Annotated in this window: 23 protein-coding genes, 1 tRNA gene and 2 pseudogenes; 14 read left to right on the top strand and 12 right to left on the bottom strand. The window is 72.6% G+C overall.

Features of this window, described 5'->3' with window-relative positions; translation table 11 throughout:
* Positions 1-157 precede the first annotated feature (157 nt).
* Complete coding sequence (locus QA634_RS19315; RefSeq protein WP_150108690.1) at positions 158-946, top strand: SGNH/GDSL hydrolase family protein; 789 nt, start codon at positions 158-160, stop codon at positions 944-946.
* A gap of 641 nt (positions 947-1,587) precedes the next feature.
* Here QA634_RS19315 and QA634_RS19310 read toward each other — a convergent pair.
* Both QA634_RS19310 and QA634_RS19305 read right to left on the bottom strand, forming a co-directional pair.
* Positions 1,588-1,767 carry a hypothetical protein gene (locus tag QA634_RS19310; protein WP_012333583.1) on the bottom strand — a complete coding sequence of 60 codons (180 nt, stop codon included), beginning with the start codon at positions 1,765-1,767 and terminating at the stop codon, positions 1,588-1,590.
* 79 nt (positions 1,768-1,846) lie between these two features.
* Positions 1,847-3,247 carry an IS30-like element ISMtsp4 family transposase gene (locus tag QA634_RS19305; RefSeq protein WP_012330561.1) on the bottom strand — a complete coding sequence of 467 codons (1,401 nt, stop codon included), beginning with the start codon at positions 3,245-3,247 and terminating at the stop codon, positions 1,847-1,849.
* Positions 3,248-3,628: 381 nt separating this feature from the next.
* Here QA634_RS19305 and QA634_RS19300 point away from each other — a divergent pair, with 381 nt between their 5' ends.
* The gene (locus QA634_RS19300) at positions 3,629-3,958 is read left to right on the top strand and encodes a hypothetical protein (RefSeq protein WP_012333582.1); all 330 of its coding nucleotides are present in this window, start codon (positions 3,629-3,631) and stop codon (positions 3,956-3,958) included.
* A gap of 353 nt (positions 3,959-4,311) precedes the next feature.
* Here QA634_RS19300 and QA634_RS19295 read toward each other — a convergent pair.
* Positions 4,312-4,388, bottom strand: a tRNA-Pro gene (locus QA634_RS19295).
* Between the two features lie 113 nt (positions 4,389-4,501).
* Here QA634_RS19295 and QA634_RS19290 point away from each other — a divergent pair.
* Positions 4,502-4,858 (top strand): annotated as a pseudogene (locus QA634_RS19290) (PAS domain-containing protein); the annotation flags it as partial.
* 517 nt (positions 4,859-5,375) lie between these two features.
* Entirely contained in the window at positions 5,376-6,215 is an 840-nt protein-coding gene (locus QA634_RS19285) for a class I SAM-dependent methyltransferase (RefSeq protein WP_012333581.1), read from the top strand.
* 6 nt (positions 6,216-6,221) lie between these two features.
* Here QA634_RS19285 and QA634_RS19280 read toward each other — a convergent pair whose 3' ends face one another.
* From QA634_RS19280 to QA634_RS19260, 5 genes are all read right to left on the bottom strand, one after another.
* Positions 6,222-6,800, bottom strand: coding sequence for a HupE/UreJ family protein (locus QA634_RS19280; RefSeq protein WP_012333580.1), 579 nt, complete (start codon positions 6,798-6,800; stop codon positions 6,222-6,224).
* A gap of 108 nt (positions 6,801-6,908) precedes the next feature.
* Positions 6,909-8,069: an aldo/keto reductase gene (locus QA634_RS19275; protein ID WP_012333579.1), complete on the bottom strand. Its 1,161-nt coding sequence runs from the start codon at positions 8,067-8,069 to the stop codon at positions 6,909-6,911.
* Positions 8,070-8,355: 286 nt separating this feature from the next.
* The gene (gene larB / locus QA634_RS19270) at positions 8,356-9,024 is read right to left on the bottom strand and encodes a nickel pincer cofactor biosynthesis protein LarB (protein WP_012333578.1); all 669 of its coding nucleotides are present in this window, start codon (positions 9,022-9,024) and stop codon (positions 8,356-8,358) included.
* Complete coding sequence (locus QA634_RS19265; RefSeq protein WP_012333577.1) at positions 9,021-9,824, bottom strand: adenine nucleotide alpha hydrolase; 804 nt, start codon at positions 9,822-9,824, stop codon at positions 9,021-9,023. The genes larB and QA634_RS19265 overlap by 4 nt, the downstream gene beginning before the upstream one ends.
* The gene (locus tag QA634_RS19260) at positions 9,821-11,074 is read right to left on the bottom strand and encodes a LarC family nickel insertion protein (protein WP_012333576.1); all 1,254 of its coding nucleotides are present in this window, start codon (positions 11,072-11,074) and stop codon (positions 9,821-9,823) included. Before QA634_RS19260 ends, QA634_RS19265 begins: the two co-directional genes overlap by 4 nt.
* A gap of 422 nt (positions 11,075-11,496) precedes the next feature.
* Between QA634_RS19260 and QA634_RS19255 the strand changes: the two genes are divergently transcribed.
* Entirely contained in the window at positions 11,497-13,440 is a 1,944-nt protein-coding gene (locus QA634_RS19255) for a M23 family metallopeptidase (RefSeq protein WP_150108852.1), read from the top strand.
* A gap of 198 nt (positions 13,441-13,638) precedes the next feature.
* Positions 13,639-14,136, top strand: a complete 498-nt coding sequence (locus QA634_RS19250; RefSeq protein ID WP_445928370.1) for a DUF1993 domain-containing protein — start codon at positions 13,639-13,641, stop codon at positions 14,134-14,136.
* A gap of 83 nt (positions 14,137-14,219) precedes the next feature.
* Here QA634_RS19250 and QA634_RS19245 read toward each other — a convergent pair whose 3' ends face one another.
* Complete coding sequence (locus QA634_RS19245; protein WP_012333573.1) at positions 14,220-14,651, bottom strand: SRPBCC family protein; 432 nt, start codon at positions 14,649-14,651, stop codon at positions 14,220-14,222.
* 356 nt (positions 14,652-15,007) lie between these two features.
* Positions 15,008-15,478, bottom strand: a complete 471-nt coding sequence (locus QA634_RS19240) for an Lrp/AsnC family transcriptional regulator (RefSeq protein ID WP_012333572.1) — start codon at positions 15,476-15,478, stop codon at positions 15,008-15,010.
* Positions 15,479-15,602: 124 nt separating this feature from the next.
* On the opposite strand from QA634_RS19240, the pseudogene QA634_RS35890 reads away from it, so the two are divergent.
* The 7 genes and pseudogenes from QA634_RS35890 (at position 15,603) to QA634_RS19205 (ending at position 22,012) form a co-directional block, all read left to right on the top strand.
* Positions 15,603-16,575: pseudogene (locus QA634_RS35890) on the top strand (mitochondrial fission ELM1 family protein).
* Positions 16,576-16,608: 33 nt separating this feature from the next.
* The gene (gene trxB, locus QA634_RS19230; RefSeq protein WP_012333570.1) at positions 16,609-17,586 is read left to right on the top strand and encodes a thioredoxin-disulfide reductase; all 978 of its coding nucleotides are present in this window, start codon (positions 16,609-16,611) and stop codon (positions 17,584-17,586) included.
* A 133-nt stretch (positions 17,587-17,719) separates the two neighbouring features.
* On the top strand, positions 17,720-18,610 hold the full coding sequence (locus tag QA634_RS19225; protein WP_012333569.1) for a LysR family transcriptional regulator: 891 nt from the start codon (positions 17,720-17,722) through the stop codon (positions 18,608-18,610).
* Positions 18,611-18,841: 231 nt separating this feature from the next.
* Positions 18,842-19,897: an AI-2E family transporter gene (locus tag QA634_RS19220; RefSeq protein WP_012333568.1), complete on the top strand. Its 1,056-nt coding sequence runs from the start codon at positions 18,842-18,844 to the stop codon at positions 19,895-19,897.
* A 100-nt stretch (positions 19,898-19,997) separates the two neighbouring features.
* Entirely contained in the window at positions 19,998-20,234 is a 237-nt protein-coding gene (locus QA634_RS19215; RefSeq protein WP_012333567.1) for a hypothetical protein, read from the top strand.
* Positions 20,235-20,249: 15 nt separating this feature from the next.
* On the top strand, positions 20,250-21,542 hold the full coding sequence (locus QA634_RS19210) for an App1 family protein (RefSeq protein ID WP_012333566.1): 1,293 nt from the start codon (positions 20,250-20,252) through the stop codon (positions 21,540-21,542).
* 29 nt (positions 21,543-21,571) lie between these two features.
* Entirely contained in the window at positions 21,572-22,012 is a 441-nt protein-coding gene (locus QA634_RS19205; RefSeq protein ID WP_012333565.1) for a YidH family protein, read from the top strand.
* 138 nt (positions 22,013-22,150) lie between these two features.
* Here QA634_RS19205 and ruvB read toward each other — a convergent pair whose 3' ends face one another.
* Complete coding sequence (gene ruvB / locus QA634_RS19200; RefSeq protein WP_265576378.1) at positions 22,151-23,206, bottom strand: Holliday junction branch migration DNA helicase RuvB; 1,056 nt, start codon at positions 23,204-23,206, stop codon at positions 22,151-22,153.
* Positions 23,203-23,451: a DUF6894 family protein gene (locus QA634_RS19195; RefSeq protein WP_012333563.1), complete on the bottom strand. Its 249-nt coding sequence runs from the start codon at positions 23,449-23,451 to the stop codon at positions 23,203-23,205. Before QA634_RS19195 ends, ruvB begins: the two co-directional genes overlap by 4 nt.
* Positions 23,452-23,669: 218 nt before the next feature.
* Here QA634_RS19195 and QA634_RS19190 point away from each other — a divergent pair, with 218 nt between their 5' ends.
* Positions 23,670-25,580 carry a transglycosylase domain-containing protein gene (locus QA634_RS19190; RefSeq protein ID WP_012333562.1) on the top strand — a complete coding sequence of 637 codons (1,911 nt, stop codon included), beginning with the start codon at positions 23,670-23,672 and terminating at the stop codon, positions 25,578-25,580.
* Positions 25,581-25,643 lie beyond the last annotated feature (63 nt).

The raw sequence follows: 25,643 nt of genomic DNA, 5'->3' as shown, positions 1-25,643 counted from the left end.
CCGGGCTCGGGGATCCGCCTCGCCAGCCTCTCACCTGGCCGAGTGCCCTGTCCCGCCTCCGGACTGAGTGGCGGCAGCCGTGTTACGCGTCGTGGATCTGACGCCGACCGCCTCGGCCCCATGACGTCCGTCAGCACCCGAACCGGAAGCGAAATCCGTGGACACGAGTCACGCCAATCAACTCCTTCGGGACGGCTATCCGAACGAGGCCGTTCTCAGCGGAGCCGATCCGTCGGACGCAATCAATGTGCTGAAGCAAAAGAGCCACGCTCATTTGGTAGTCAGGGGCGACTCGCTCTCGCTTCCGCGGCCGGTCCGATATGATGAATACGGCATTCACAATCCGTATCTTGCAACTCGGTTTGAGAATACATTTCCTTGCATATTAGCACAAAGATACGAATCGCATCTTAACAAAAAAGTATACATGACTAATACAAGCCTTAGGGGAATGCAGTGGCCTGCTTATGAGTCGGGGATCGGCCGTGGACTAGAGGACGTCTTATCAACGCTCGGCGCTGATATTTTCGTCAGCCTATGGGGCTACACACAGATCTGGCTCCATAAGGAAGAAACCTCATCGTTCGACAAAATCGATGACATATCGGAGAAATATACGAAAACCATCAACGCGCTACAACAAAGATTCCCATTGATGATCGTCGTTGTGGTCGATCTGCCGCTTCCGGGACCGGGGCTTTCTGAAAGATTTCCACGGATGGGTGATTACATCGATTTCTTCAATCAAAACAATTCAGAGCGCCTGAACAAAAATATCTTTCGATATACAATTCCTAATCATAAAACTATTCTACACGACGATCAGCAGCATTTTTCATCTGACGGGCATTTAGCTATTGCAGATGGCATATTTGATTTGACTATGAGCTGCGCACTATGCTATCATTCTCTCCAAAATATGCTTGCGACTGACTCGGAAGTGTGAGACGCGGTGGATGATGGCGGTTGGGCCAGGAGTGAAGCGGTTCATGCGGCCGGCCCACCTCGGAGACGCTCATTCACTCAGCGCGGCTCTGGCCAAAGGCGGGCGGGTGGATGGGGTGGGGTGACGAAGCGGGCGTAGCGGGGTCCCCGCCAGGAGATGCCGGCAGGCCGCCCCTACCGATGCACGTCCTCCCATCATCCCAGTCACCCGCCCGCCCTTGGCACCCGCCCGCCCTTGGCCAGAGTCCCGCTGAAGCGCTGTTTGGCCTGCGCGAGGACGACGCGGCGAGGACGCTGCCGGTTGAATGGCGGCGGCGTCCGTTCTCGTCGGATGCCGGGTGCCCATCGCGGGCCAGACCGCCGGAACGAGGCATGAGGCACGAGGGTCCGTCCCGCCATCTGCTCTGAAGGATGCGGGCCCCCTGAGGCCCCGCTGACCACCCTGAACCGATCCCCGACCCGCCCTTCCCGGCCCCGGTCCGGCGGCAACGCGGCATCATACCCAATCCGCTTGATCCCTTCGGGATGGCGGATTGGGGCTTCGCTCAAGCGCCGCGCGGGCTTGGGATCCGGGATCCGCTTCGATCAACCGGATCCCGGATCAGACCTGCCGCGGGCCCATCGCGGCCCACCGCCAAGCCCCTATCGGTGCACCGGCCCTTCCGCCTTGGCGGTGCCGAGGATGCAGAGCGCGATGCCGAGCATGCCGACCAGCGTCCCCAACGGGGAGGTGTGGGTGTAAGAGTAGGAGTAGCCCGCGCCGCCCACCACGATCCCCGCCAAGATGAGCAGCAGACCTTTGACCGAGGAGAGCTTGCTCACGTCCGGCGGCGACGTGCTCGCCAGGGGGGCACCTGACGCCGGTGCGGGCGCTTCGGGGGCGAGGCTCTGAGCCTTGGGTTCAAGCGGTCGTCGCAACACCATCTTGCACGGCAGCCAGCACAGCGTCGAGCGCCTCTGCCGGCGTCTTCCAGTTCAGCGTCTTGCGCGGTCTGCTGTTGAGGGCTGCGGCCACAGCAGCAAGATCGTTCGCGCTGTGGGCGCTCAGATCCGTTCCTTTCGGGAAGTACTGTCGCAGTAACCCGTTCGTATTCTCGTTCGTCCCCCGCTGCCAGGGTGAGCGTGGATCGCAGAAGTAGACCTGCAGACCCGCGTCGATCCGCAAGCGCGCGTGCTCGGCCATCTCGGTACCCTGGTCCCAGGTCAACGAGCGCCGCAGCTGCTCGGGCAAGCGCGCGATCGTGCCGGCGATCGCCTCGCGCACCGCCTGGGCCCCGTGCCCCGCCAGCGCCGGGCCGTTCTTCGCACGCGGTGTCACCCCATGGCCGTCCATCGGCGGAAGATGCAGCAGCATCGTAAAGCGCGTCGTGCGCTCGACCAGGGTCCCGATCGCCGAACTCTTCAGACCCAGGATCAGATCTCCTTCCCAGTGCCCCGGCACCGCGCGGTCCTCCACCTCGGGCGGACGCTCGCTGATGAGCACCTCGGGGGTGACGAACGACCTGCCTCGGCCCAGGCTGCGGGCCCGCGGCACACGCAAAGCCCGTCCTGTGCGAAGACACGCGGTCAGCTCACGCTTCAGCGCGCCCCGGCCCTGGATGTAGAGCGCCTGATAGATCGCCTCGTGACTGATGCGCATCGTCGTATCGCCCGGAAAGTCGAGCCGTAGGCGCTCGGCGATCTGCTGCGGACTCCAGGATCGACCCCATCGCCGGCTCTGGCGTCGCCCGTGCCGCCGTCCCTTCCAGGCAACGCTAGGGCCAGGCAGAGCGCTCCCGCCCGGTGTCGCGACAGTTCCGGCGAGCCGCTCCTGCACGTACGTCCGCAGCGCTGCGTTCCCCGCCAGTTTTGCTGGCTTGGGCCGGCGTGCCGCGCGTTCAGCGTGCCACTGCGCGGTCGTGGCGCGATAGTCCAGGCCGCCACTGCGGGTCGCCGCATTGCGGCGCAATTCCCGCGAGATGGTCGACGCCGCCCGTCCCAGACGCCGAGCGACGTCCCGGACCCCGTGACCTTGCGCTTGTAGGATCGCGATCTCCTCCCGCTCAGCCAACGACAGGTAGCGCGCAGAAGGCGACTTGGATGATGGTGACAGGTGGGAAGGTGCCATTCCGCCTGCTGTCCGGAACCACCGCGAGCCGACCGGTGGCGAGATCCCGAGCTTCATCGCTGCGACCTCGCTGGAGAGACCCTGCGCGAGGAACGCCCAGAACCCCCGCCGCGTCTCGCGCAGACCGACCCCGGGACGACCCGGTGACCGCAGCTTCTCGCGAAGTGCCCGATCCGAACGCCGCCGACCTGCCATCACAACCGCCCTCCGCCAAGCCGTTGCGACGACCACTTGAATCCACCAGCCTTGCTGACCTCCCTGTGATCAGCCGCCGTCAATTTAGCAGAACCCGGAACGAAATACGATCGCAGAACGCGGACACGTTCTGAAACGAGAAGCACCCGTCAAGGTTCGCGCGCTGCGCATCAATTCACGCCCACGCTCGCTGCGCAATCCGACATCGCGAGTGCTGACGCATCAGGACGGTGTCGAGGACGGGACGTGGCAGTCCCGCACCCGGACAGCGTTCGTGATCGCCGCGACAGGCTTCGGCATTCGCTCCGGCATCAAATCGGCTGGACGGGCGTTGTCCCCACGAGTGTCACAGGTGAGGCATCAGCCGGGAGGCTCTGTCACATGATGGACGATCACCCGCTCATCTGGCGGCCTGCGCGGCCCGGGGAGGCGGCCGACTTCTTCGCGGAGGTCGATGGTCACACGTTCGCTCGGGTCTGCAAGGTCATCCGCATGCCATCCTGGACCCCTCAGTGGGCCTGGAGCATCCTCCTGCGACAGCCCGCGTCCGTTCTCGGCTTCGACAAGTCAGGAACCGCGCCGACGAAGGGACAAGCCGTCGCTGCCGTGAGGGAGCGATGGCTCCTGGCGCGCGAGTGGTCCGCATGGATGGGCGAACCGCCGATCGCGGAGCGGGACGTGGCCCGCGCGGGGATCGCATCGCACCTCTGACGCCGCGGCGCGCATGGTGCCCCCGCCCTGCTCCGCCTCGGCCATGACGGGCAGGGCCGCGCGGTCGCAACGCCCCTGCTCGGCGGGCTCTCGGTCCGAGGACGACCGCACGCACCGTTGCGCAGCACCTCCGCGCCGACATGGCCGCGCGACCTGGCGCCAAGTGGCAACGGGTGAGCGCGGCCCAGTGCGGGCGCATGATGGTCGAAACCCTGGAGCGCGTCTCCGGCGACACCATCCGAGCCACCAGCAGCAGGCGGCCGCGAACTTCGGCCGGAAGGGCTGATCCGGTCCACCATCTCGATGGTGTTGATCGGGTACTTCTGTGAGCCGCTGAGCTGTCTCGGGAATTTTGGTCGGAGTGGCAGGATTTGAACCTGCGACCCCCACGTCCCGAACGTGGTGCGCTACCAGACTGCGCTACACTCCGAAGCGTCGGCGCCGCCGACGTGGGGGGCTTATAGCGACGGCCTTGGCAGCCTGCAAGCGGTTCCGCGACCGGAAATCGGAGATCCTTCGCCCCTCCCGCGCTGGAGAAAGGACATGGCCGGCCTAATCGATGGCGATCGATCAGCCCGCAGGTCGGCCGGAGCCGCCGCCGGCGCGGCCGTGGAGATGACGCGCATGCCGATGATCCTCACGGATCCGCGCCAGCCCGCCAACCCGATCGTCCTCGCCAACCGCGCCTTCCAGGACCTGACGGGCTACGACGAGGAGGAGCTGCTCGGACGCAACTGCCGCCTGCTCCAGGGCGCGCGGACAAGCCGCGCGACCGTGGACGAGATGCGCGACGCCCTGCGCGACAGGCGGGCGATCGCCACCGAGATCCTCAACGACAAGCGCGACGGCACGGCATTCTGGAACAGCGTCCTCATCGGGCCGATCTACGACGAGGCGGGCGACCTGCTGTGCTTCTTCGCCTCGCAGCTCGACCTGTCGCGGCGCTGGGCCTCCGAGCAGGCCCAGCGGCAGGCCCAGCGGCAGGCCCAGCGGATGGAGGCGATCGGCGAGCTCACGGCGGCCCTCGCCCACGACTTCAACAACCTGCTCCAGGTCGTGACCGGCAACCTCGACATGGCCCTCCAGGCGGTGACCGAGGAGCGGCCGGTAGCAGATCAGGCGGGCCCTGGAGGCGGCCGTCCCGGCCTGCCCGGGGGCGCGCCCCGAGGCGGGACCGGCCGCGCCGCCGCGCCGCGGCAGCGGGACGATCCTGGTCGTCGAGGGCAGCGAGGCCGTGCGCTCCCGCGCCAGCGGGCACCTGGAGGATCTCGGCGACACGGTGCTGCTCGCCCGGGACGGCCGGGAGGCCCTCGCGGTGATCGAGGCCGATCCGAGCGTCGAGCTCCTGTTGACCGGCCCTTGCGCGGGCGCGCGCGGCGGTCGAGAAGGCCGCGGAACGCCCCTGGCGGAGGCCGCGATGACGGACCCGATCTCCCAGACCGAGTACTGGAACGGCGAGGCGGGCGAGCGATGGGCGCGGTTGCAGGACGCGCTCGACGCCGCCTTCGCGCCCCTCACCGAGGCCTTGATCGCGGCCGCGGCCCTCAGGCCCGGCGAGCGGGTGCTCGACATCGGCTGCGGCTGCGGCGAGACCACGCTCCTGGCGGCGCGGGCGGTCGGGCCGCGGGGCTCGGTGACCGGCCTCGACGTCTCGCGGCCGATGCTCGCCCGGGCGCGCCAGCGCGCCCTCGCGGCCGATCCCGAGAACGCCCCGGTCGCCTGGGTCGAGGCGGACGCCCAGACCCAGCCCCTGGAGCCGGTCCACGACGCGGCGCTGTCGCGCTTCGGGGTGATGTTCTTCGACGAGTCGCGGGCCGCCCTCGCCAACCTGCGCCGGGGCCTCAGGCCCGGCGGGCGGATCGCGCTCCTGTGCTGGCAGGGGCTGCCCGCCAACGACTGGATCCGGGTGCCGCGGGAGGCGGCGCTGCGGGTGGTGCCGCCGCCCGAGCCGCCGGTCCCGGGGGCGCCCGGCCCGTTCCGCTTCGCGGAGCCCGGCCTCCTCGCCGGACTGCTCCGGCAGGCCGGCTTCGCCGCGGTGGCCGAGGCGGCGGTGTTGCGCGACCTCGTGCTCGGGCGCGACGCCGAGGAGGCGACGCGCTTCGCCCTCACCCTCGGCCCGACCTCGGTGCTGGTGCGCGACCTCGGCGAGGCCGAGCGCGCCGCCGCCTTCGCGGCGGTCGCCGCGGCCCTGCCGCGCACCGAGCCGGTGGTGCTCGGCGCCGCCTGCTGGCTCGTGACCGCGGTCAACCCGGGCTGAGCCGCCTCAGACGAGGTGGGCCAGGAGCGCGACGCCGGCCAGCGCCACGGCGCCGCCCATGACCGGGGCGGCGGCCCGCAGCCGCCCGGCGGCGAGGCCGAGCCCGATCCCGGCGGCGTGCAGCAGCGCGCTCGCCGCGACGAAGCCCGCGCCGTAGGCGAGGCCCGAGACGCTCTCGGGCATCTCGGCCCCGTGCGCGTGGCCGTGGAACACCGCGAAGAGCCCGACGAGGAGCCCGAGCGCGGCGAGCGGCAGTCCGGCCCCGAGGGCGGCGGCGAGCCCGAAGGCGACGAGCGAGAGGCCGATCCCGGTCTCGACCGCCGGCAGCGCCAGCCCGGCCGCCCCGAGGGCGCCGCCCACCGCCATGATGGCCAGGAAGGCGACCGGCAGCGCGACCAGGGCCCGCCCGCCGCGCAGGGCCGCCAGCAGCCCCACCGCCGCCATGGCGAGGACGTGGTCGGCCCCGCCGAGGGGATGGGCGAATCCGTGCGCGAAGCCGGCGGCGTCGCCGTGGCCCGGATGGGCGAGGGCCGCCTGCGGCAGGAGGATCAGGGCGGCGGCGAGGAGGGGCAGGCGGCGCGTCATGGCGGGCTCCGATGGCGTGGGATGGCCGAGTGTCGGGTGACCGAGCGTTCGAATGGCCGAGGTTAAGCAAGATTCGGGGCAGCCGTCAGCGGGCGGCCCCGGACCCGGCTATTCCATGGTCGGGGCGAGGGATTGCACGCCCTCGGCCTCGCCGCCGAGCCAGGCGGCGTTCTTGGCGGTGCCGTCGAAGGTCGAACTCGTCTTGAACAGCTCGTACTTGCCCTCGAGCGCGTAGGGTCGAGCGCGGGCGAGCAGTTCCGCCACCGCCGCCTTGTCCATCGGCCGGAAGCTCTTCACCGCCTCGAAGGCCTGGTCGAGGTCGCGCTGGCTCTGGATGCCGGTGATCACCACGGAGGTCGGCAGGTTGAGGTTGAAGTGGAGGTACTCGATCGGCCGGATCGGGGCGTTGCTCTTGAGGATGACCCCGTCGCCGAAGGTCTTCATCCCGAGCACGCCGATCCCCTGCGCCACCAGGGAGGGCAGCACGAGGTGCGCGAAGCTGCGGAACTGCGCGTCGAGCACGTTGAGGGGCATCTGCACGGTGTCGAAGCGGAAGCCCCGCTCGGCCGCGACCTCCAGCATCTGCAGGTGGATGCGCGGGTCCTTGTGGCCCGTGAAGCCGATGAAGCGCAGCTTGCCGGCCTGGCGCGCCTCGATGAAGGCCTCCATGGCCCCGCCCTCGGCGAAGACCCGGTCGGGATCGTCGTAGCGCAGGATCTCGTGGTGCTGGACGAGGTCGATGCGGTCCGTGCGCAGGCGCTTGAGCGAGGTGTCGATCTGGGCGGCCGCCTCCTTCTTGGTCCGGCCGTCCATCTTCGACATCAGGAAGACCTTGGCCCGGTAACCGCCCTCGGCGAGCGCCGCGCCCATCCGCTCCTCGGACCTGCCCTCGTTGTAGTCCCAGCAATTGTCCATGAAGGTGATGCCGCGGTCGACGCCCTGATGGATCAGCCGCGTCGCCTCGGCATCGCTGAGCGCCTTCTTGCCGAGGTGGAACCCGCCCATGCCGATCGCCGAGACGGTGACCCCGGTGCGGCCGAGGGGCCGGTAGAGCATCTCGCCCCGCCTCTCCCCCGGATCGGTCACGAAGGGCAGCGCCGCCGGATCCTCGGGCCGGTTCGCCCCGGCGAGCGCGGCCGCCGCGGGCGGCAGCGGCCCCGCGGACGGGAGCGCCGGGCCGGGCCCCGCCGGGGACGCGGCGCCGGCCGAGCCGCCGGCCGCGAGGCCCGCCCCGAGCACCGCGCCCTGCAGGAAACTGCGACGTTCCATGGTCCGCCCTCCGGTCTGAGCACCATTCGCCGACGTGGTCACCGCTCCGGCGGCGACAAGGATGCGACACCTCGTACCAACGCCCCAGGAGGCTGCCGCACCGGGGCGTCGACCATCCCGGATTCGCGACACCAAGCCAAAGGCTTGGCGACGATCCGGGAACGGAACCAGCGGTCATGAGACATGACCGCCGGGATCAAGTCCCGGCAGACTTGCCCGAGACCGTTCCGCTGAGCGGGCCCGCCCGGGGTCCGGGCGGCCCGGCGGGTCACCCCGCCCGCGGGCCTCACGCGCCGGCGAGCCGGCCCGCCGCGTGGAGGAAGCGCAGGGCGGCGCAGGCCGCCCCGTAGCCGTTGTCGATGTTCACGACCGCGAGGCCGGGCGCGCAGCTCGCCAGCATCACGTCGAGGGCCGGGCGCCCGCCCGCGGCGACGCCGTAGCCGACCGAGGTGGGCACCCCGATCACCGCCCCGGCGACGAGGCCGCCGAGCACGCTCGCCAGGGCCGCGTCCATCCCGGCGACCGCGACGACGACCGGATGCGCCCGGATCTCCTCCAGGCGCCGGGTGAGCCGCCACAGGCCGGCGACGCCGACATCGGCGATCACGGTGGCGGCCTCGCCCGCGTAGCGCAGGGTGCGCTCCGCCTCGCGGGCGACCGGCAGGTCCGAGGTGCCGGCCGCCACGATGGCGATCCGCCCCTGCCCCCGGACCGGCCGCGGCGGCCCGAACCAGGCCGTGCGCGAGAGGTCGCAATAATCGATCTCCGCCCGCAGGGTCCCGGGCAGCGCGGCGAGTTTCTCCGGGTCGAGGCGGGTCACGAGGAGGCTCGCCCGCCGCTCCGCCGCGGCCGCCAGGATCGCGGCCACCTGCGCGGCGGTCTTGCCGGCGGCGTAGACCGCCTCCTCGAGGCCGATCCGGGCCGGGCGCTCGACGTCGAGGACGAACTCCGTCATCGGGCGCTCCCGGTCAGGAAGGCGCTGCCGACCCGGTAGGGGGCGAAGCGGATCTCGGCGCCGACGAGGTCGACGGGCGCCTCTCCGGCGATGCGCAGACCGAGGGCGACCCGGTCGTCCGCGGTCAGCGCCGAGAGGCTCGCCGGGTCGAGCTCGACCACGATGCCGGAGGCGCGCACCCGGCAGCGCACCGCCCGCCGGGGCCCTGGCGCGCCGCCGAGGACCTCGCTCACCAGCCGCTCGACGGCGTGGACGAAGCCCAGCGTCGCGGGCTCGATGGGGATGCCGGTCTCGACCCGGCTCGACAGGCAGGGCGCGGCGGGCAGTTCCGCCACCGCGCCGAGGCCGAGGCGGCGGGCGAGCGCCCGCACCGCCTCCTTGCCCATCCCGGCCTCCACGAAGGGGTGGCGCACGCCGTAGGCCTTCGCGGCCTCCAGGCCCGGCCGGTACTCGCCGAGATCGTCGAGGTTGGCGCCCGAAACGATCACCCGCCCGGTGAGGGCGCGGATCGCCCCGTAGAGGTTGGTCTTGCAGAAGAAGCAGCGATTGACCGGGTTGCGGCGGTAGGCCGGGTCGCCGAACTCGCCGGCCTCGATCACGGCCAGGTCCCAGCCCTGGCGCGCCGCCTCCTCCCGCACCCGCCGCGTCGCCTCCTCGGGCACGGCGGGGGAGACGGCGTGGACCATCCGGGCGCTGCCGCGGCGGGCGACGCTGGCCAGGGTGAGGCTGTCGACGCCGCCGCTCACCGCGACGGCGACCGGGCCGATCCCGGCGAGGACGGCCTCCAGGCCGCCGCTCACGAAGCGTCCCCGCCGAGGGCGCGCCGCTCGGCCGCCCGGCGCAGGGCCGCGCGGGCCGCGTGGCCCTCGCCCGCCGCGTCGTCGGCCTCGGCCTTGGCGGTGCGCCCGCCCGGCCGCTCGACGCTCTTCACCCGCACCTCGCGCCCCTCGACCGTCACCGTCTCGCTGCGGCGGGGCAGCGCCACGCCCGCGACGATCCGGTGGCGCAGGCCGATCGTGGTCGTCTCGCGGAAACAGGCGGCGATCACCGCGTCGAGGGACTCGGCCCGTGCCAGCACGCGGATATGGGTCATCATGCGGCCCTTCTTCCCGAAGACCGGCGCCTGGACGACGTCGTGCACGGCCGGCTCGGCGCGCAGCCGATCGAGCCCGATCGCCAGATCCTCCGCCGATTGGTCGTCGACCTCGAACTCGATCACCCCGAGATCCCGGTGCAGGCCCGCCCCGGCCCCCTCCGGCCCCGCCGGGTCGCCGGGCAGGGGCTCGAAGGCGAGCACCCGCAGGCAGTTGCTGAGCCCCGGCAGGGTCCGGGCGCCGAAGCCGATGCCGCTCGCCCCCATCACCCGCGGCCCGTCGAACCGCCCCCGCCCGCCGAGATGGCGCAGGATCGCGGCCCCGGTCGGGGTCACCCGCTCGCCCGGCACGCCGTCGTCGATCACCGCGAAGCCCCGGAGCAGGAGGGAGGTGGCGGGGGCGGGCACCGGCAGCGCGCCGTGCGCGGTCGTCACCCGGCCCGCCCCGAGCGGCAGCGGGCCGACGCTCCAGTCCGCGGGCGCGAGCGCCGCGATCAGGTGGGCGGCCCCGACGATGTCGGCGATCGAGTCCCAGGCGCCGACCTCGTGGAAGGCGACCTCCTCGACCGGGATGCCGTGGACCCGCGCCTCGGCCTCGGCGAGGTGGCCGAAGATCGCGAGCGCGTGCTCGGCGACCGCGGGCGCGAGGTCCGCCCCGCGCAGGGCGCGCCGGATCTCCGCCCAGTGCCGGTGCGCGTGGGCGTGGGCGCCCTCGGCATGGTCGTGACGGGGGTGGCCGCCATGGGGATGGTCGTGGTCCCGGGTCGGCGCGACCAGGAAGCGGCGCCCCTGCAGCACGCCGTCGCCGTGCGGCACGAGCCGGCAGGAGACCGACGCGCCGGCCACCCGCCGGATGCTGTCGACGAGGCCGGCCTCGTGCTCCGGGAAGGCGTCGAGGAGCGCGGCGACGAACATGTCCCCGGCCATCCCGCCGACCGCATCGAGGTGAAGGTGCATGCCGCCTCGCGTGAAACCTGCCCGGGAGATCGCGCGGTCCGCGCGCAGGGCAAGGGAGATCGCGCGCTCCGCGCGCTGGGCAAGGGAGATCGCGCGCTCCGCGCGCTGGGCAGGGGCCGGCAGAAAGCCGCAGCCGGGATGCCCGCGACCCGATCGCGCCCGTCCGATTCGCGCCGCGCCTCAATCCTGACATCCTGGCGGGCGAAAGCCCTGAGGATCGGCGCGGGTCCTGCGGTTGATTTCGGTCCGCGGCCTGCGCATGGTCGCGTCGGCAGCCGCACGGCGCCGCGTCCCCTCCCCGCCCGGGCGAGGCATGCTGTCCTTCCAGGAGCCACGGTGAAGCGCGCGCGCCTCGACCCGGCCGGGTCTCCGCCCCCTCCCCCCGCGCGGGACGCAACCCCGATCCCGGCCACGAGCCGCCGTTGAACCTCGCGGGCGTGGCCTCCTCGCAGACCGACCGGCGCGACGTGAACCTGCGCTGGCTCACGGCCTGCGTGCTCACGGGCATGGCCGGGACGGGCCTGATCGGCTCGGCGATCTGGATCTCCCTCCAGGGCGAGGCGAGCTTCGCGCAGCTGCCGCAGGCGGCCGCGATCGCCGCGCGGCCGCAGCCGAGCGACGGCGGTTCGAACGCCGCCCGCAAGGGCGACCGGCTGGTGCGCAACCCGATGGTGGCGCTCGCCAAGCAGAGCTTCCGCGCGCCCGTGACGATCCGGGCGGGCGAGCGCGAGATCATCAAGGTGCGGCCCTTCGTGCGGATCGCCACCGCGCTCTCGGCGACGGCCGGGCTCGCGGCGACCGACATCCCGGCCTTCGACCCGATGCGCTTCTTCAGCGAGCCCGGGGCCGAGCGCGCGCCCGAGCCACCGCCGACCGAGGCGCCCGATGCGGACGTCTCGGTGGTCAAGCGCGACCTCGCCGAGGCCGCCGTGGGCCCGGGCGCCCCTGCCCTCACCGAGGAGGACGTGGAGGCGCAGCTGGAGGAGGAGCGGCGCCTCGCGGCGGAGGCCGGGCGCCTCGCCGCCCTGCCGATCGCCCCGCAGCTGATGCTGTCGCGGGCCCTGCGCGGCTTCCCGGCCCTGCCGGCGCTCGACTCCGAGTTCGGCCGCGATTCGGGCCCGTTCAAGTCGATCGAGGTGCGGGTCCTGCGCGAGAACGTCACCGACCTCGCCAAGCTGGAACCGCGCGGCACGCCCCTGGTCGAGGAGCGCGACGTCACGATCCGGCGCGGCGAGACCCTGGAGAGCGTGCTGCGCGCGAACGCCGCCGCGGACGACCAGGTCCGGCCGATCGTCGCCGCCCTCGGGGGCTTCGCGCGCACGGCCTCGACCGGCGAGGGCCAGCAGATGCGGCTCCTGGTCGGCCCCGGCGCCAAGCCGGGCGATCCGCGCCAGATCAACCGGGTCATCCTCTACGGCGAGCGCGGCATCGAGGCGATCGCCGCGATGAACGACCGCGGCCAGTTCGTGTCGGTGACGCCCCCCGGCCAGGAGGGCGCCCCCGCCAAGGCGGTCCCCGCCCCCGGCGCGGACGAGGACGAGGAGGGCACCGGGGCGCGGCTCTACGCGAGCCTCTACGAGACCGCCGCCCGGCACGACCTGCCGCGCAGCATGGTCGAGGACCTCGTGCGCATCTTCGGCTACGACGTCGATTTCCAGCGCCGGGTCGGCAGCGGCGACAACCTCGAACTCGTCTACACCTACGACGAGGAGGGCGGCGGCTCGGCGGAGCGGCCGGACCTGCTCTATGCGGCGCTGACGGTCGGCGGCGAGGCCCGGCGGGTCTACCGCTTCCAGTCGCCGGACGACGGCACGGTCGAGTATTTCGACGACATGGGCCGCTCGCTCAAGAAGTTCCTGATCCGCAAGCCGGTGACGGACGGGAACATGACCTCGGGCTTCGGCTATCGCCGCCACCCGGTGCTGGGCTACGCCAAGCTCCACACCGGGGTCGACTGGTCGGTGCCGATCGGAACGCCGATCGTGGCGGCGGGCAACGGCACGGTGCTGAAGGCGGAGTGGGATTCGGGCTACGGGCGGCGGGTGGAATTGCAGCACGCCAACGGCTACGTCACCACCTACAACCACATGTCCCGGTTCGGGCGCGGCATCGCCGCGGGCGGCCGGGTGCGGCAGGGCCAGGTGATCGGCTATGTCGGCTCGACCGGCCTGTCGACGGGCGCGCACCTGCACTACGAGGTCATCATCAACGGGCACTTCGTCGACCCGATGAAGATCCGCGTGCCCCGCGGCCGCGAACTGGACGGACGGCTGCTCGCCGAGTTCCGCCGCCAGCGCGACCAGACCGACGGGCTGATCCAGAAGGCCTCCGGCGGCGCGCTCGCGCAGCGCGAGGCGATGCGCTGAGAGGTTGGACCTCTCGCGACGTCCGGCGCGGGCGTTTGACCGGGAGGCAAGGATCGCGAGAAGTTCGGGACCCTGCGCGCCGCTACCTTTCAGTATCGATCATGAGAACGCGTACAATGATGGCATCCGCCACGGGGTGGATGCCAGCGATGGCGCAGTGGGGTCGTTCCGATGGCGACATCATTCTACGAGCTCAGCGTGCCGACCTTCCTGCAGACCGTACGCGCCATTGCGGGCTTCCTCGACCGCGCGAGCAGGCACTGCAGCGAGACGGGCGCCGACCCGGATGAATTCGTGAGAGCCCGGCTCTCCGATGACATGGCACCCTTCCATTTCCAGATCGAGGCCGCTTGGCACCATGCCGTGTGGGGGCTGGAAGCCGCGAAGACGGGTGTATTCGCGCCGCCCGGCTTGGTCGGACCGGTTCCCTTCGTCGAGCTGCAAGCCATGATGGGCAAGGCGGAAGCGGCGCTGGAGGCGTACACCCCCGACGAGGTCAACAGCTGGGCGGGCCGCGAACTGGACCTTCAGATCGGTCCGCGGCGCTTGGCCTTCACGTCGGAGGCCCTGATCCTCTCGTTTTCGCTGCCCAACTTCTATTTCCACGCCGTCACCGCCTACGACATCCTGCGCGCGCGGGGCGTGCCGATCGGCAAGCGCGACTACGAGGGACAGCTGCGCACCCGCCCGGCATAGCGCAGGGCAAACGCGTCGAGTGTCCGCTCAAGGTGGAGGCTGCATGAGAACGTCGGCCCATACCGAACCCGCAGGCAAATCCTTTACGTTGCAGACATTCCAGTCCGCAACGCGACATGCTTGGAGAAGTTGTCGAGGATGGCCTGCCACCCACTGCGCTGCTGCGCGAGGGGGAACACGGCGTCGGGATCGAACGACACCGTCACCCGGGTGTGGTCCCCTTCCGGGGTGAATTCGACCACCGCTCGACGGTCGCCGAAGGCGAACTCGATCCGCTCGTTCTCGACGATCGTGGTGTAGGTCCCCTCGAAATCGAAGCCCATGCTGCCGTCCTTCGCCTCCATGCGCGACGAGAACTGTCCGCCCTCGCGAAGGTCGACGCTCGCGCTCGGGCAATGCCAGTCGGCGGAGGCGAAGTTCCACTCCCTGATCTGCTCGGGCGACGTGTAGGCCGTCCACACGATCGCGACGGGTGCGGGAGCGACCGTCCGTACCGTGATCCGTTCCTGAGCCATTGATGCACCGTCTCCAGCCAAGATCCAGGCCCTCCGGCCCGCACCTCAGCTCAGATCGGCCCTCGCGGCAACCGCTGATGCGAACGATCACCAGAAACAACCCCTGGTGCGGTTCCCGCATCCCCGCCAGGCCGCCGGTCCGGCCCCGCGACTCCGCGACCGGGCCGTCGCCGTGACGCGGCACGGAAGCGTGGGCCGCCTGCCAAGATCGCGGATGCTCCCGATGGATCGGACGCGGCCGTCGATCGGTCCGAGCGGATCGGTTCGGATACCGGAGAGGGCCTGCACGCCGGGCCGCGCCGCGGCTCCCGGTCCGGCTCCGTCGGTGCAGCCGAACCCGCCGGCTCGGCGGAGGCTCAGGCGATCGGCAGCGGCACCACCGGCTCGTCCTTGATCTGGTCGAGGGCGAGGGCCGTGCGCACGCTGCGCACGTTCGGCAGGGCGGTCAGGTCGGCGACGAGGCGCTGGAAGGCCGGCAGGTTGGCGGCCACGCATTTGAGCAGGAAGTCGGTCTCGCCCGAGAGGGTCCAGCATTCCCGCACGGCGGCCCAGTTGCGCATCTCGGCCGCGAAGGCCGCGATCTCCGCCTGGCCCTGGGCGGCGAGCTGCACCATCGCGAAGCAGACCACCTCGTAGCCGAGGAGCTTCGGATCGAGAAGCGCCCGGTAGCCGCGGATGATCCCGGATTCCTCCAGCGCGCGCACCCGGCGCAGGCAGGGCGGGGCCGAGAGCCCGACCCGGCGCGCCAGCGCCACGTTGGTGATGTTGCCGTCGGCCTGCAGCTCGCGGAGGATCGCCCAATCGATGGCGTCGAGGCGGACGGGCAAGGGGCTCGGCGATCCTGGCTGGGACGGAGAGAGTCTGGTCACTAGCGGGCGGGGCAGGCCGAGACAAGCCGGGGCCGCCCGGCACCGCTTGACTCCGGCGCCGGGCCGGGCCGATGCGGAGCGGGTGACCACGCTCCCGCCCGGCACGACGGCCTGGATCCTCACCGACGGCAAGGCCGGCGACCTCGCCCCCTGCCGCGGCCTCGCGCAGGCGCTCGGCCTCGTCGCCGAGGAGCGCCGCGTGGCGCCCCGCCCGCCCTTCTCCTGGCTCGCCCCCGCGGCCCGGCCGACCCGCGCGACCTCGCCCTCGCCCCGCCCTGGCCCGACCTCGCCATCGCGGCCGGGCGGCGCGCCGTCCCGGTCCTGCGGGCGCTGCGGCGCCGGGCGGGGGCCGCGACCTTCACGGTGTTCCTGCGCGACCCCCGCACCGGCCCGGGCGCCGCGGACCTGATCTGGGTGCCGGAGCACGACCGCCTGCGCGGCCGGAACGTGCTCGTCACGCTGGCCGGCCCCCATCCGGTCTCGGCCGCCCGCCTCGCGGCCGCCCGCGCGGCGCCCGACCCGCGGCTCCGCGCCCTCCCGGCCCCCGCGCGGCGATCCTGGTCGGCGGCGACGACCGGCGCGGGCGGGTCCGCCCGCAGGCCGCCGCGGCCTTCCTGTCGGGCCTGGAGCGCCTCGCCGGCGAGGCGAGCCTGATGATCACCCCCTCCCGGCGCACGCCGCCCGCCCTGCGCGCGGCCCTGCGGGACCTCGCGTCGCGACGCAGCGGCTTCTTCCATGACGGGAGCGGCGCCGATCCCTACCTCGCCCTGCTGGCGCTCGCCGACGCGATCGTGGTGACGGCCGACAGCGCCAACATGGTCGCGGAGGCCGCCGCCACCGGATCCCCGATCCTCCTCGGCGAGCTCACCGAGACCTACGCCCGCCATCGCCCGTTCTTCGCCGCACTCCGGCAGTACGGAGCTGTGCATCCGTTCGATGGCAGACTTGAAGGTTCTCGTTACGAACCCTTAGATTTCACCCCCGCGATCGCAGAGGCCGTCGCGGCCGCCTATCTGAGGCGGCGCGATCCGCAGACCCACCCGGGCGGCCCGTGAGGTCGTCCCGGGCCGGGAGGCCCGGAGATTCCGATGTCCACCACCCACGAGAAGCTCATCATCATCGGCTCGGGCCCGGCGGGATACACCGCCGCGATCTACGCCGCCCGCGCGATGGTCGAGCCGCTGCTGATCTCCGGCTTCCAGCCGGGCGGCCAGCTCATGATCACGACCGACGTGGAGAACTACCCGGGCTTCGCGCAGGCCGTCCAGGGCCCCTGGCTCATGGAGCAGATGCGCCTGCAGGCCGAGCATGTCGGCACCCGGATCGTGTCGGAGTACATCGCCAAGGTCGACCTGAAGCAGCGGCCCTTCCGCCTGGAGGCGGATTCCGGGGCCGTCTACACCTGCGACGCGCTCATCGTCGCGACCGGCGCCCAGGCGAAGTGGCTCGGCCTGCCCTCCGAGGCGAAGTTCCAGGGCTTCGGCGTCTCGGCCTGCGCCACCTGCGACGGGTTCTTCTTCCGCGGCAAGGAGGTTCTGGTCGTGGGGGGCGGCAACACCGCGGTCGAGGAGGCGCTCTACCTCGCCAACCTCGCCGCCAAGGTCACGGTCGTGCACCGCCGCGACGCGTTCCGGGCGGAGCGCATCCTGCAGGAGCGGCTCTTCCGGCACCCGAACGTCGAGGTGGTCTGGAACCACACGGTCGAGGAGATTTGCGGGCGCGAGAGCCCGGCCCCCTCGGTCACGCACGTGCGGCTGAGGGACGTCGCCACCGGGGCGGTCAGCGAGCGCAGGGCGGACGGCGTCTTCGTGGCGATCGGCCACCAGCCGGCGACCGCGCTCTTCGAGGGTCAGTTGCCCCTGCGCGCCGGGGGCTACCTCGCGGTGACGCCCGGCACGGCGGCGACCGAGATCCCGGGCGTGTTCGCGGCCGGGGACGTCACCGACGACGTCTACCGCCAGGCGATCACGGCGGCCGGGATGGGCTGCATGGCCGCCCTGGAGGCGGAGAAGTACCTCGCGAACCTGGCGATCGGCGAGACGCCGCGCCGGGCCGCGGCCGAGTAGGCGGGAGAGCGGGACCGGTCGCGACGGAGCGGGGTCCCGCCCCGCTCCGTCGCGGCCCCCAAACAATTCGCGTTCGCGAGAGCCGCCCGCCGCAACCCGCCGGCCGGGGACTCTGGCGCGGGGATGAACGGCCGTGGATTGGGACAAGATCAGGATCTTCCTGAACGTCGCGGAGGCGGGCAGCTTCACGAAGGCGGGTGACGACATCGGCCTCAGCCAGTCGGCGGTGAGCCGCCAGATCAGCGCGCTCGAGCGCGAGCTGAAGGCGCCGCTCTTCCACCGGCACGCCCGGGGCCTGATCCTGACCGAGCAGGGCGACCTGCTCTTCCGCGCCGCGCGCGACATGAAGATGCGGCTGGAGACGACCCGCGCCCGGCTCGTGGAGACGAGCGAGCGGCCCTCGGGCGACCTCAAGGTCACGACCACGGTCGGCCTCGGCACCGCGTGGCTGTCGCAGCGGGTCTCGGAATTCCTCGACCTGCACCCGGAGGTGCGGATCGAGCTCATCCTCACCAACGAGGAGCTCGACCTCGCCATGCGCGAGGCGGACGTGGCGATCCGCCTGCGCCGTCCGGCCCAGCCCGACCTGATCCAGCGCCGCCTGTTCACGGTGCACTACCACGTCTTCGCCTCGCTCGAATACATCAAGCGCTTCGGGGAGCCGAAGTCGATCGAGGACCTCGACAAGCACCGGATCGTCTCGTTCGGCGGCGACCAGCCCTCCTACCTGATGGCGACGCACTGGCTCTCGACCGCCGGCCGGGAAGGGCGCGAGCCGCGCAATGTGCACTTCACGGTCAACAACATCTCGGCCCTGCAGGTGGCGGTCGAGACCGGGGCCGGGATCGGGATCCTGCCCGACTACGCGGCGAACGGGAATCCGCTCCTGCAGCAGGTGCTGCGCGACATCGAGATGCCGAACCTGGAGAGCTACCTCGTCTACGCCGAGGAGATGCGCTCGGTCGCCCGCGTCCAGGCCTTCCGCGACTTCCTCGTCGCCAAGGCCCAGCGCTGGACCTATTGACCGCGCCGGGCGCGACGTCCGCCGCGGGCGCCGGGTGCGAGGGCTGAGGGCCGAGGGCGGCGCCCGGACTGCGCGGGAGGATCCCGCTCCTTCGTTTCGCCGTCGCACGGGGGCGACCTGATCAGGTCGCGACTCTGGGCCGCCTATGCGGCCGCACGGACGCGCCGCCATTCCCGTGTCAGACATTGTCCCTCCCGGCGCCTGTTCGGCAGCCCGTGTCGGAGCCGCCCCATGCTCGATCCCGTTCGCCCGTCCGACCCGCTCACCGTCGCCCCGTTCCCCGGAACGCCCCATCGGCTCGAGACCGCAACCCAGATCCTGGCCGGCCTCGCCCTCGTCGCCGTGCTGCACTTCCACCTGCTCGGGGCGCTGCTCGCGGGATTGCTCGTCCACGAACTCGTCCACCTGCTGGCGCCCCGGCGCAGCGACGCCCTCGTGCACCACCACACGGCCAAGGTCATCGTGGTGGCCCTGCTCGCCGGGGTGATCGTCGCGGCCGTGGGCGCGGCGATCCTCTGGCTGGTCGGGCTGCTGTCGGGCGGGTCCGATAACCTCTCGGTCCTGCTGCGCAAGATGGCCGAGGTGATCGAGACGGCGCGCTCGCGCCTGCCGCCCTGGCTGGTCGGCTTCCTGCCGGAGGAATCGACCGAGCTGAAGGCCGCGGCCGCGACTTGGCTGCGCGAGCATGCCGGGCAGGTGCGGGCGATCGGCCAGGACGTCTGGCGGGCGCTGTTCCACCTGGTCTTCGGCCTCGTGATCGGCGCCATGGTGGCGGTGAGCCGGGAGACCGGCCTCGACGAGCGCCCGCCCCTCCTCCACGCCCTGACGAACCGGGTGCGGCTGCTCGCCTCCGCCTTCCGCAGCGTGGTCTTCGCGCAGGTGCGGATCTCGGCCCTCAACACGGCGCTCACCGCGCTCTACCTGCTGGTCGCGGTGCCCTGGCTCGGGATCGCCCTCCCCTTCACCAAGACCATGGTGGTGATCACCTTCCTGGCCGGGCTGCTGCCGGTGGTCGGCAACCTGATCTCCAACACGGTGATCGTGCTGGTCAGCCTCAGCGTCTCGCCGGCGCTCGCCCTCGGCTCGCTCGGCTTCCTGGTGGCGATCCACAAGCTCGAATACGTCGTGAATGCCCGCGTGATGGGCGGGCAGATCCGCGCGCGGGCCTGGGAGCTGCTGGCCGCCATGCTGGTGATGGAATCGGTGTTCGGCCTGCCGGGCCTCGTCGCGGCCCCGATCTTCTACGCCTACCTGAAGAACGAACTCGCCCTGCGCGGCCTGATCTGAGCGCGCCGGGGCGCCGCGACTTTTCCCGCAGCGCGGCGTCCCGATCGGCCTCCTCCCGCGTTGTGCTCTCGCGCGGCCCGGGCCGCGGCAGGAGCGCGAGATGACGAAGCTGTTCATCGCCAGAATCGTCGAGGCCGACGCGGCGCGCCCGCTCGTCACCGTGCGGGCCGCGGGCGAGGGCGAGGCCCGCCTGTTCCTCGAAGCGGCCTATCCGGCCGCGCGGATCGCCGACCTCGCGGAGCCCGGCGAGTGGGTCAGCGACGCCGATACGGGTCGCGAGGCCGGCGACGTCCGCGAGCATCCGGGCGTCACCTGGCAGGCGCCGTCGAACCTCTAGGCGCGGCGGACGGCCATGACGGGCGCGCGGGCAGGCCGGCTGAGGCGGGCCGCCGGCTGGATCCTCGGCCTCGCCGCCCGGCCGGTGCGCCGGGCGCAGGGGCGCAGGGGCGTGGCGGTCGAGGTCTATCGCGGCTACGGCTCGGCACAGGAGATCTTCCTGATCGGCCGCGCCTTCCGGCAATCCGAGGCCGAGCGCGCGGCCGATCCGGACGACCTGCGCGCGCAGCTGCGCGACATCGGCCGCCGCATCCGGCGCCGGCGCCTGCCCGGCCTCGCCGTGGAGGCGCGGTTCGGCGGCAGCGCCGCCCGCACGGTGACGGACCGGGACGGCTATTTCCGCATCCATCTCTGCCCCCGCCCGCCCGGGCCGGGCGAGGGGGCGTGGCACCCGGTCTCGATCCGCCTCGCCAGCGATCCGCCGGTCGAGGCGCGGGGCGAGGTCTTCATCCCGCCGCCGCGCTGCCGCTTCGTGGTGATCAGCGACATCGACGACACGGTGATGCACACCGGCGTCGCCAACAAGCTGAAGATGCTCTGGCGCCTGTTCGTCGCCGACGCGACCCGCCGCGTCGCCTTCCCGGGCGTGGCGGCCCTGTACCGGGCGCTCCATGCCGGCGCGGGCGGGGCCGAGCAGAACCCGATGCTCTACGTCTCGCGCGCCCCCTGGGGCATCTACGACATGCTCTCGGAATTCTTCCGCCTGCACGACATCCCGGTCGGGCCGGTGCTGTTCCTGCGCGAATGGGGCCTGTCCTGGCGCCATCCCCTGCCCCGCCGGGCCGAGGACCACAAGGCCGAGCTGATCCGCCGCATGCTGGTGCTCTACCGCGACCTTCCCTTCGTGCTGATCGGCGACAGCGGCCAGCACGACCCGGAGGTCTATGCGGGGATCGTGCACGCGCATCCGGGCCGGGTGCTCGCAGTCTACATCCGCAACGTGTCGCGGGCGCCGGAGCGCGCGGCGGAGATCGCCCGGCTCGCGCGCGAGGTGGCGGCGGCCGGCAGCAGCCTCGTGCTCGCCGCCGACAGCCGCGCCATCGCGGCGCACGCGGCCGGCCTCGGCCTGATTGCGGCCCCGGCCGTCGAGGCGGTCGCCTCCGAGAAGGCGGCGGCCGAGGGCGCGACCCGGCCCCGCCGGCCGCGCCGCATCACCCGGCCCACCCCCGAGGCCACCGCCACGGCCGCGTCCGGCGAGGCCGTGGAGGCGGCCCTCGGCGGCACCTCGCCCGAGCCGCCGACCGTCATCGTCGAGCCGGCCGGGCGCGGAGAGGCCGGCGACGGGGCGCAGGGCCCGGCGGAGCGGTGAGGATCGGGCGAAAAGTCAGGGAGAGCGCGATGGAGCAGGCGACAGGCAGCGAGCGCCGGACCGAGCAGGCGGCCGAGCGCACGGCCGCCGCCGCGCAGGTCACCAAGGACAGCGCGGACCGCAGGACGGAGCTCGCGGCGGACCGGACCGTCTTCGCGGCCGAGCGGACCTACGCGGCTTGGATGCGCACCGGACTGGTGGCGCTGGCGAGCGGGATCGGGGCGCGCAAGCTGCTGGAGGGGGTGGTGCCGGGCTGGATGATCGTCGGCTTCGGCACCATTCTGGTCCTGTTCAGCGCCTTCTGCTTCGTGGCCGGCGTCTGGCGGCAGGTCTTCGTCGGGGCCCCGCCGCCCCGGCCGGACGTGCCGCGGCTGCCGCCCGCGATCCTCGTCGCGGTGAACGGCTTCCTGGCGCTCGTCGCCCTCGCGGCGCTGCTCGGCCTCTGGTTCGGCCGCGCGCTCGGCGCGTGAGCCCGCGGGAGAAGGCGTCAGACGACATCCGACGGATTGCGTCGCCATCTCCCATTTCGGCCATGCGGATGTCGGCTTCGCTCAAGCGCCGCGCGGGCTTGTCATCCGCTGTCCGGAGGTGATCGTCCGGACAGCGCATCACTCCGGCAGGGCGGCGTCGAGGGGCTCCTCCTCGCGCACCGGCACGGGCAGGCCGAGGTGTCGGAAGGCGTGCGGGGTGAGGAGGCGGCCGCGCGGGGTGCGCTGCACGAAGCCCTGCTGGAGCAGGTAGGGCTCGATGATCTCCTCGATGGCGTCGCGCGGCTCCGACAACGCCGCCGCGATCGTCTCCACCCCGACCGGACCGCCCCCGTAGGAGCGCGCGATCAGCCCCAGATACTTGCGGTCCATGGTGTCCAGACCCGCCGCGTCCACGTCCAGCAGACGCAGCGCCCGGTCGGCGATCGCCCGCGTCACCGTCCCGGCCTCCTCCACGATCGCGAAGTCCCGCACCCGCCGCAGCAGCCGCCCGGCGATCCGCGGCGTGCCCCGCGCCCGCCGGGCGATCTCGTTGGCCCCGTCCGCCGCCATGCCGATCCCCAGCACCCGCGCCCCCCGGGCCACGATCGCCTCCAGCTCGTCCACCGCGTAGAATTCCAGCCGGATCGGGATGCCGAAGCGGTCGCGCAGCGGCGTGGTCAGCAGACCCGCCCGGGTCGTGGCCGCCACCAGGGTGAAGCGCGGCAGCTCGATCTTGACCGAGCGCGCCGCCGGGCCCTCGCCGATGATCAGGTCGAGCTGGTAATCCTCCATGGCCGGGTAGAGGATCTCCTCCACCGCCGGGTTCAGCCGGTGGATCTCGTCGATGAACAGGACGTCGCGCTCCTCCAGGTTGGTGAGCTGCGCGGCCAGGTCCCCCGCCTTGGCGATCACCGGACCCGAGGTCGAGCGGAAATTCACCCCCAGCTCCCGGGCCACGATCTGGGCCAGCGTGGTCTTGCCCAGCCCCGGCGGGCCCACGAACAGCACGTGGTCCAGCGCCTGACCGGTGCGCCGCGCCGCCTCGATGAACACCCCCAGATTCGCCCGCGCCGCGCGCTGGCCCGTGAAATCCGACAGGCTCAGTGGACGGATCGACCCGTCCGGGACCTCGCCGGCCTCCGTGATCGGGGCGAGCCGGGAGCCCGCCACCCTGCGGGCCGCCGGGCCGCTCACGCCGCCACCGCCGCGGGGCCGCATCCGGCCGCCAGGAAGGGCCGGGTGAGGACGCGGCGCCCGGTCAGGTCGTGGACGCTGACGCGCCACTGCGACCAGTCCGCCCGCTCGCCGAGCGCGCCCATCACCGCCCGCGCGGTCTCGGCCGCGCGCGCCGTCAGCCGCGCGGGCGCGCGCACCTCGGCCCCGACCGTGTCGAGGACGCATTCGGCGCCGTTGGTGCAGTGGAAGCGGTAGCGGGCCATGATCCGTCCTCCCTGGCTCTGAGGCCTCGTCAACGATATGTTCACTATATGTTCTCGATCCGGGAGTGCAAGCGCCGGGGCGTCACGCCGCGGGCCGGACCGGTGTCGCGAGGGGGCGGAGCCGACGCGCCGCCCGCACCCTTGTCGAACGCCCGGCGCGATCACACCTGCTCCAGCCGTGGCCGTGTCCCTCCGCGGGACGGCCCTGGAGTCGAGACATGCGCCGCTCCGTCGGCCTCGCCCTGCTCTGCGCGGCCGCGCTCGCCGGTCCGGCGCGCGCCGAAACCCCCGAGACCCCGTCCTTCTGGGACCTGAAACCCGCGGAGCTGCGCGCGCTCGTCGCCGCCCCGCAGGTGATGGTCACCCGCACGGCGACGGGCTTCGACGCCTATTGCCGCTGCCCCGTGGTGCTGCGGCCGAACGAGATCCCGGAGGCGATGAAGAAGGCGATCATCGCCGTCGAGGATCGCCGCTTCCTGGAGCACGGGGGCGTCGACCTGATCGCCCTCGCCGCCGTGCTGCGCGGCGGCCTGAGCCGCGGCGGCAGCACCATCCCGATGCAGCTCCTCAAGAACCTCGTCTTCCACGACCTCCAGGGCCGGGACTTCCTCAGCAAGCTGGAGCGGAAAGGCTCCGAGGTCTGGCACGCCGGCACCTTCGACGGCGCCGTGGGCAAGCAGGAGCTGCTCGCGGCCTACCTCAACCAGATCGAGTTCGGCGGCCGCGAGATCGTCGGGCTCTACCGGGCGAGCCGCCACTATTTCGGCAAGGAGCCGCGCGACCTGACCCTGTTCGAGTGCGCGCTCCTCGCCGGCATGGTGCAGGCGCCCGCCCGCTTCAACCCGCTGAGGGAGGCGACCCGCGAGCGCGCCTACGCGCGGGCTCGCCTCGTCCTGCGCCTGATGGTCGAGCAGGGCAGGATCAGCGAGGCCGAGCGCCTGCGGGCCGAGCGGACCGGGGTGCGGCCCGGGTCGATGCCGGACTTCGCGATCCAGGCCCAGCCCTTCACCGAGTGGGTCGTGCAGAGCTTCGCGCCGCGCACCATGCAGGAGGGCGAGACGCTCCGGTTCTTCGTCACGCTCGATCCGCGCTTTCAGCAGGCGGCCGAGGCGCGGCTCGCCGAGATGGCGGGCAGCGGCGCGATCCCGCCCGCCTACGAGGCCGGGGCCGTGATGATGAGCCCCGACGGGCGGGTGCGCGCGATGATCGGCAGCCTCGATTGGGCGCGCCGCCCCTTCAACGCGGCCGTGAAGACGAGCGTTCAGCCCGGCTCGACCGCGAAGCTGCCGCTCCTCGTCGCGGCCTGCGAGGCGGGCCTGTCGCCGGAGAGCCGGGTGCTGGACCTGCCGCTGACCGACACGTGGCCGTCCAACGGGCATCTCGGCTACCGGGGCGAGACGACGCTGCTGGAGGCGGTCGCCTCCTCGCGCAACGCGGCGTCCGTGCGGCTCGCCCGGGAGATCGGGGTGCCGCGCGTGGCGGAGGCGAGCCGCCGGCTCGGCCTCGATCCGGGGCCGAACCCGGATGCGGGCTTCGTCCTCGGCTCCTACGCGACGAGCGTGATGGCCGTGACGGCGGCCTACGCGGCCATCGCGAACGGCGGCTACCGCGTCGCGCCGACCGGGGTACTCGCCGTGGTCGACGGGCGCGGCCAGGTGCGGGCGCGCTTCCTCGACCCGGCGCGCGCGCGGGCCGTCCCGGCGCGCTGCATCCCGCCGACCCGCCGCATCCTGCGCGAGGTCGTGCGCTCCGGGACCGGCCGCAACGCCGGGCTCGGCTCGCGGGAGGCCTACGGCAAGACCGGCACCTCCACGGGCAATGCCGATGCGTGGTTCGTCGGCTGGAGCGAGGGGCGGGTGCTGGGCGTCTGGATGGGACGGCGGCGGGACGCCGCCGGCGAGGTGCTGGCCGGCAAGGACGCGCCCGCCGCGTATTTCCGCCGCGTCGAGACGAGCGTGAGCGAGATCGTCGAGGCGCGCGCCGGCCGGGCGCGCGGGCCCGCGCGCGAGCCCCCGCCCGGCCGCGTCGCGGCGGGACCGCGCCGGGCGGCCGAGGCGCGCCTGTCGCCGCCGGCCCGGCCGGCGCCCGGCCCGCGCGCGCCCCTGCCGCTGCCGTGGGAGCCCTGGTGAGGCGCGATGCCGGTCGGCCTGATCGTCCCCCGCCGGCCCGATTCTGCGCCGCGGAGCGGGCCC

It is taken from the genome of Methylobacterium sp. CB376 (genome assembly GCF_029714205.1).
Lineage (GTDB): Bacteria > Pseudomonadota > Alphaproteobacteria > Rhizobiales > Beijerinckiaceae > Methylobacterium.
Note: the sequence above shows the minus strand (reverse complement) of the source record. Positions and strands in the feature narration are given on the sequence as shown.

Excerpts from the sequence above, each read along its gene's own strand:
- trxB (WP_012333570.1), top strand. The coding sequence starts at position 16,609 with ATGTCCACCACCCACGAGAAGCTCATCATCATCGGCTCGGGCCCGGCG.
- QA634_RS19260 (WP_012333576.1), bottom strand. The coding sequence starts at position 11,074 with ATGCACCTTCACCTCGATGCGGTCGGCGGGATGGCCGGGGACATGTTC.
- larB (WP_012333578.1), bottom strand. The coding sequence starts at position 9,024 with ATGACGGAGTTCGTCCTCGACGTCGAGCGCCCGGCCCGGATCGGCCTC.
- QA634_RS19245 (WP_012333573.1), bottom strand. The coding sequence starts at position 14,651 with ATGGCTCAGGAACGGATCACGGTACGGACGGTCGCTCCCGCACCCGTC.
- QA634_RS19285 (WP_012333581.1), top strand. The coding sequence starts at position 5,376 with ATGACGGACCCGATCTCCCAGACCGAGTACTGGAACGGCGAGGCGGGC.
- QA634_RS19210 (WP_012333566.1), top strand. The coding sequence starts at position 20,250 with ATGACGGGCGCGCGGGCAGGCCGGCTGAGGCGGGCCGCCGGCTGGATC.
- QA634_RS19220 (WP_012333568.1), top strand. The coding sequence starts at position 18,842 with ATGCTCGATCCCGTTCGCCCGTCCGACCCGCTCACCGTCGCCCCGTTC.
- QA634_RS19195 (WP_012333563.1), bottom strand. The coding sequence starts at position 23,451 with ATGGCCCGCTACCGCTTCCACTGCACCAACGGCGCCGAATGCGTCCTC.
- QA634_RS19215 (WP_012333567.1), top strand. The coding sequence starts at position 19,998 with ATGACGAAGCTGTTCATCGCCAGAATCGTCGAGGCCGACGCGGCGCGC.
- QA634_RS19190 (WP_012333562.1), top strand. The coding sequence starts at position 23,670 with ATGCGCCGCTCCGTCGGCCTCGCCCTGCTCTGCGCGGCCGCGCTCGCC.
- QA634_RS19300 (WP_012333582.1), top strand. The coding sequence starts at position 3,629 with ATGATGGACGATCACCCGCTCATCTGGCGGCCTGCGCGGCCCGGGGAG.
- QA634_RS19280 (WP_012333580.1), bottom strand. The coding sequence starts at position 6,800 with ATGACGCGCCGCCTGCCCCTCCTCGCCGCCGCCCTGATCCTCCTGCCG.
- QA634_RS19305 (WP_012330561.1), bottom strand. The coding sequence starts at position 3,247 with ATGGCAGGTCGGCGGCGTTCGGATCGGGCACTTCGCGAGAAGCTGCGG.
- QA634_RS19205 (WP_012333565.1), top strand. The coding sequence starts at position 21,572 with ATGGAGCAGGCGACAGGCAGCGAGCGCCGGACCGAGCAGGCGGCCGAG.
- QA634_RS19275 (WP_012333579.1), bottom strand. The coding sequence starts at position 8,069 with ATGGAACGTCGCAGTTTCCTGCAGGGCGCGGTGCTCGGGGCGGGCCTC.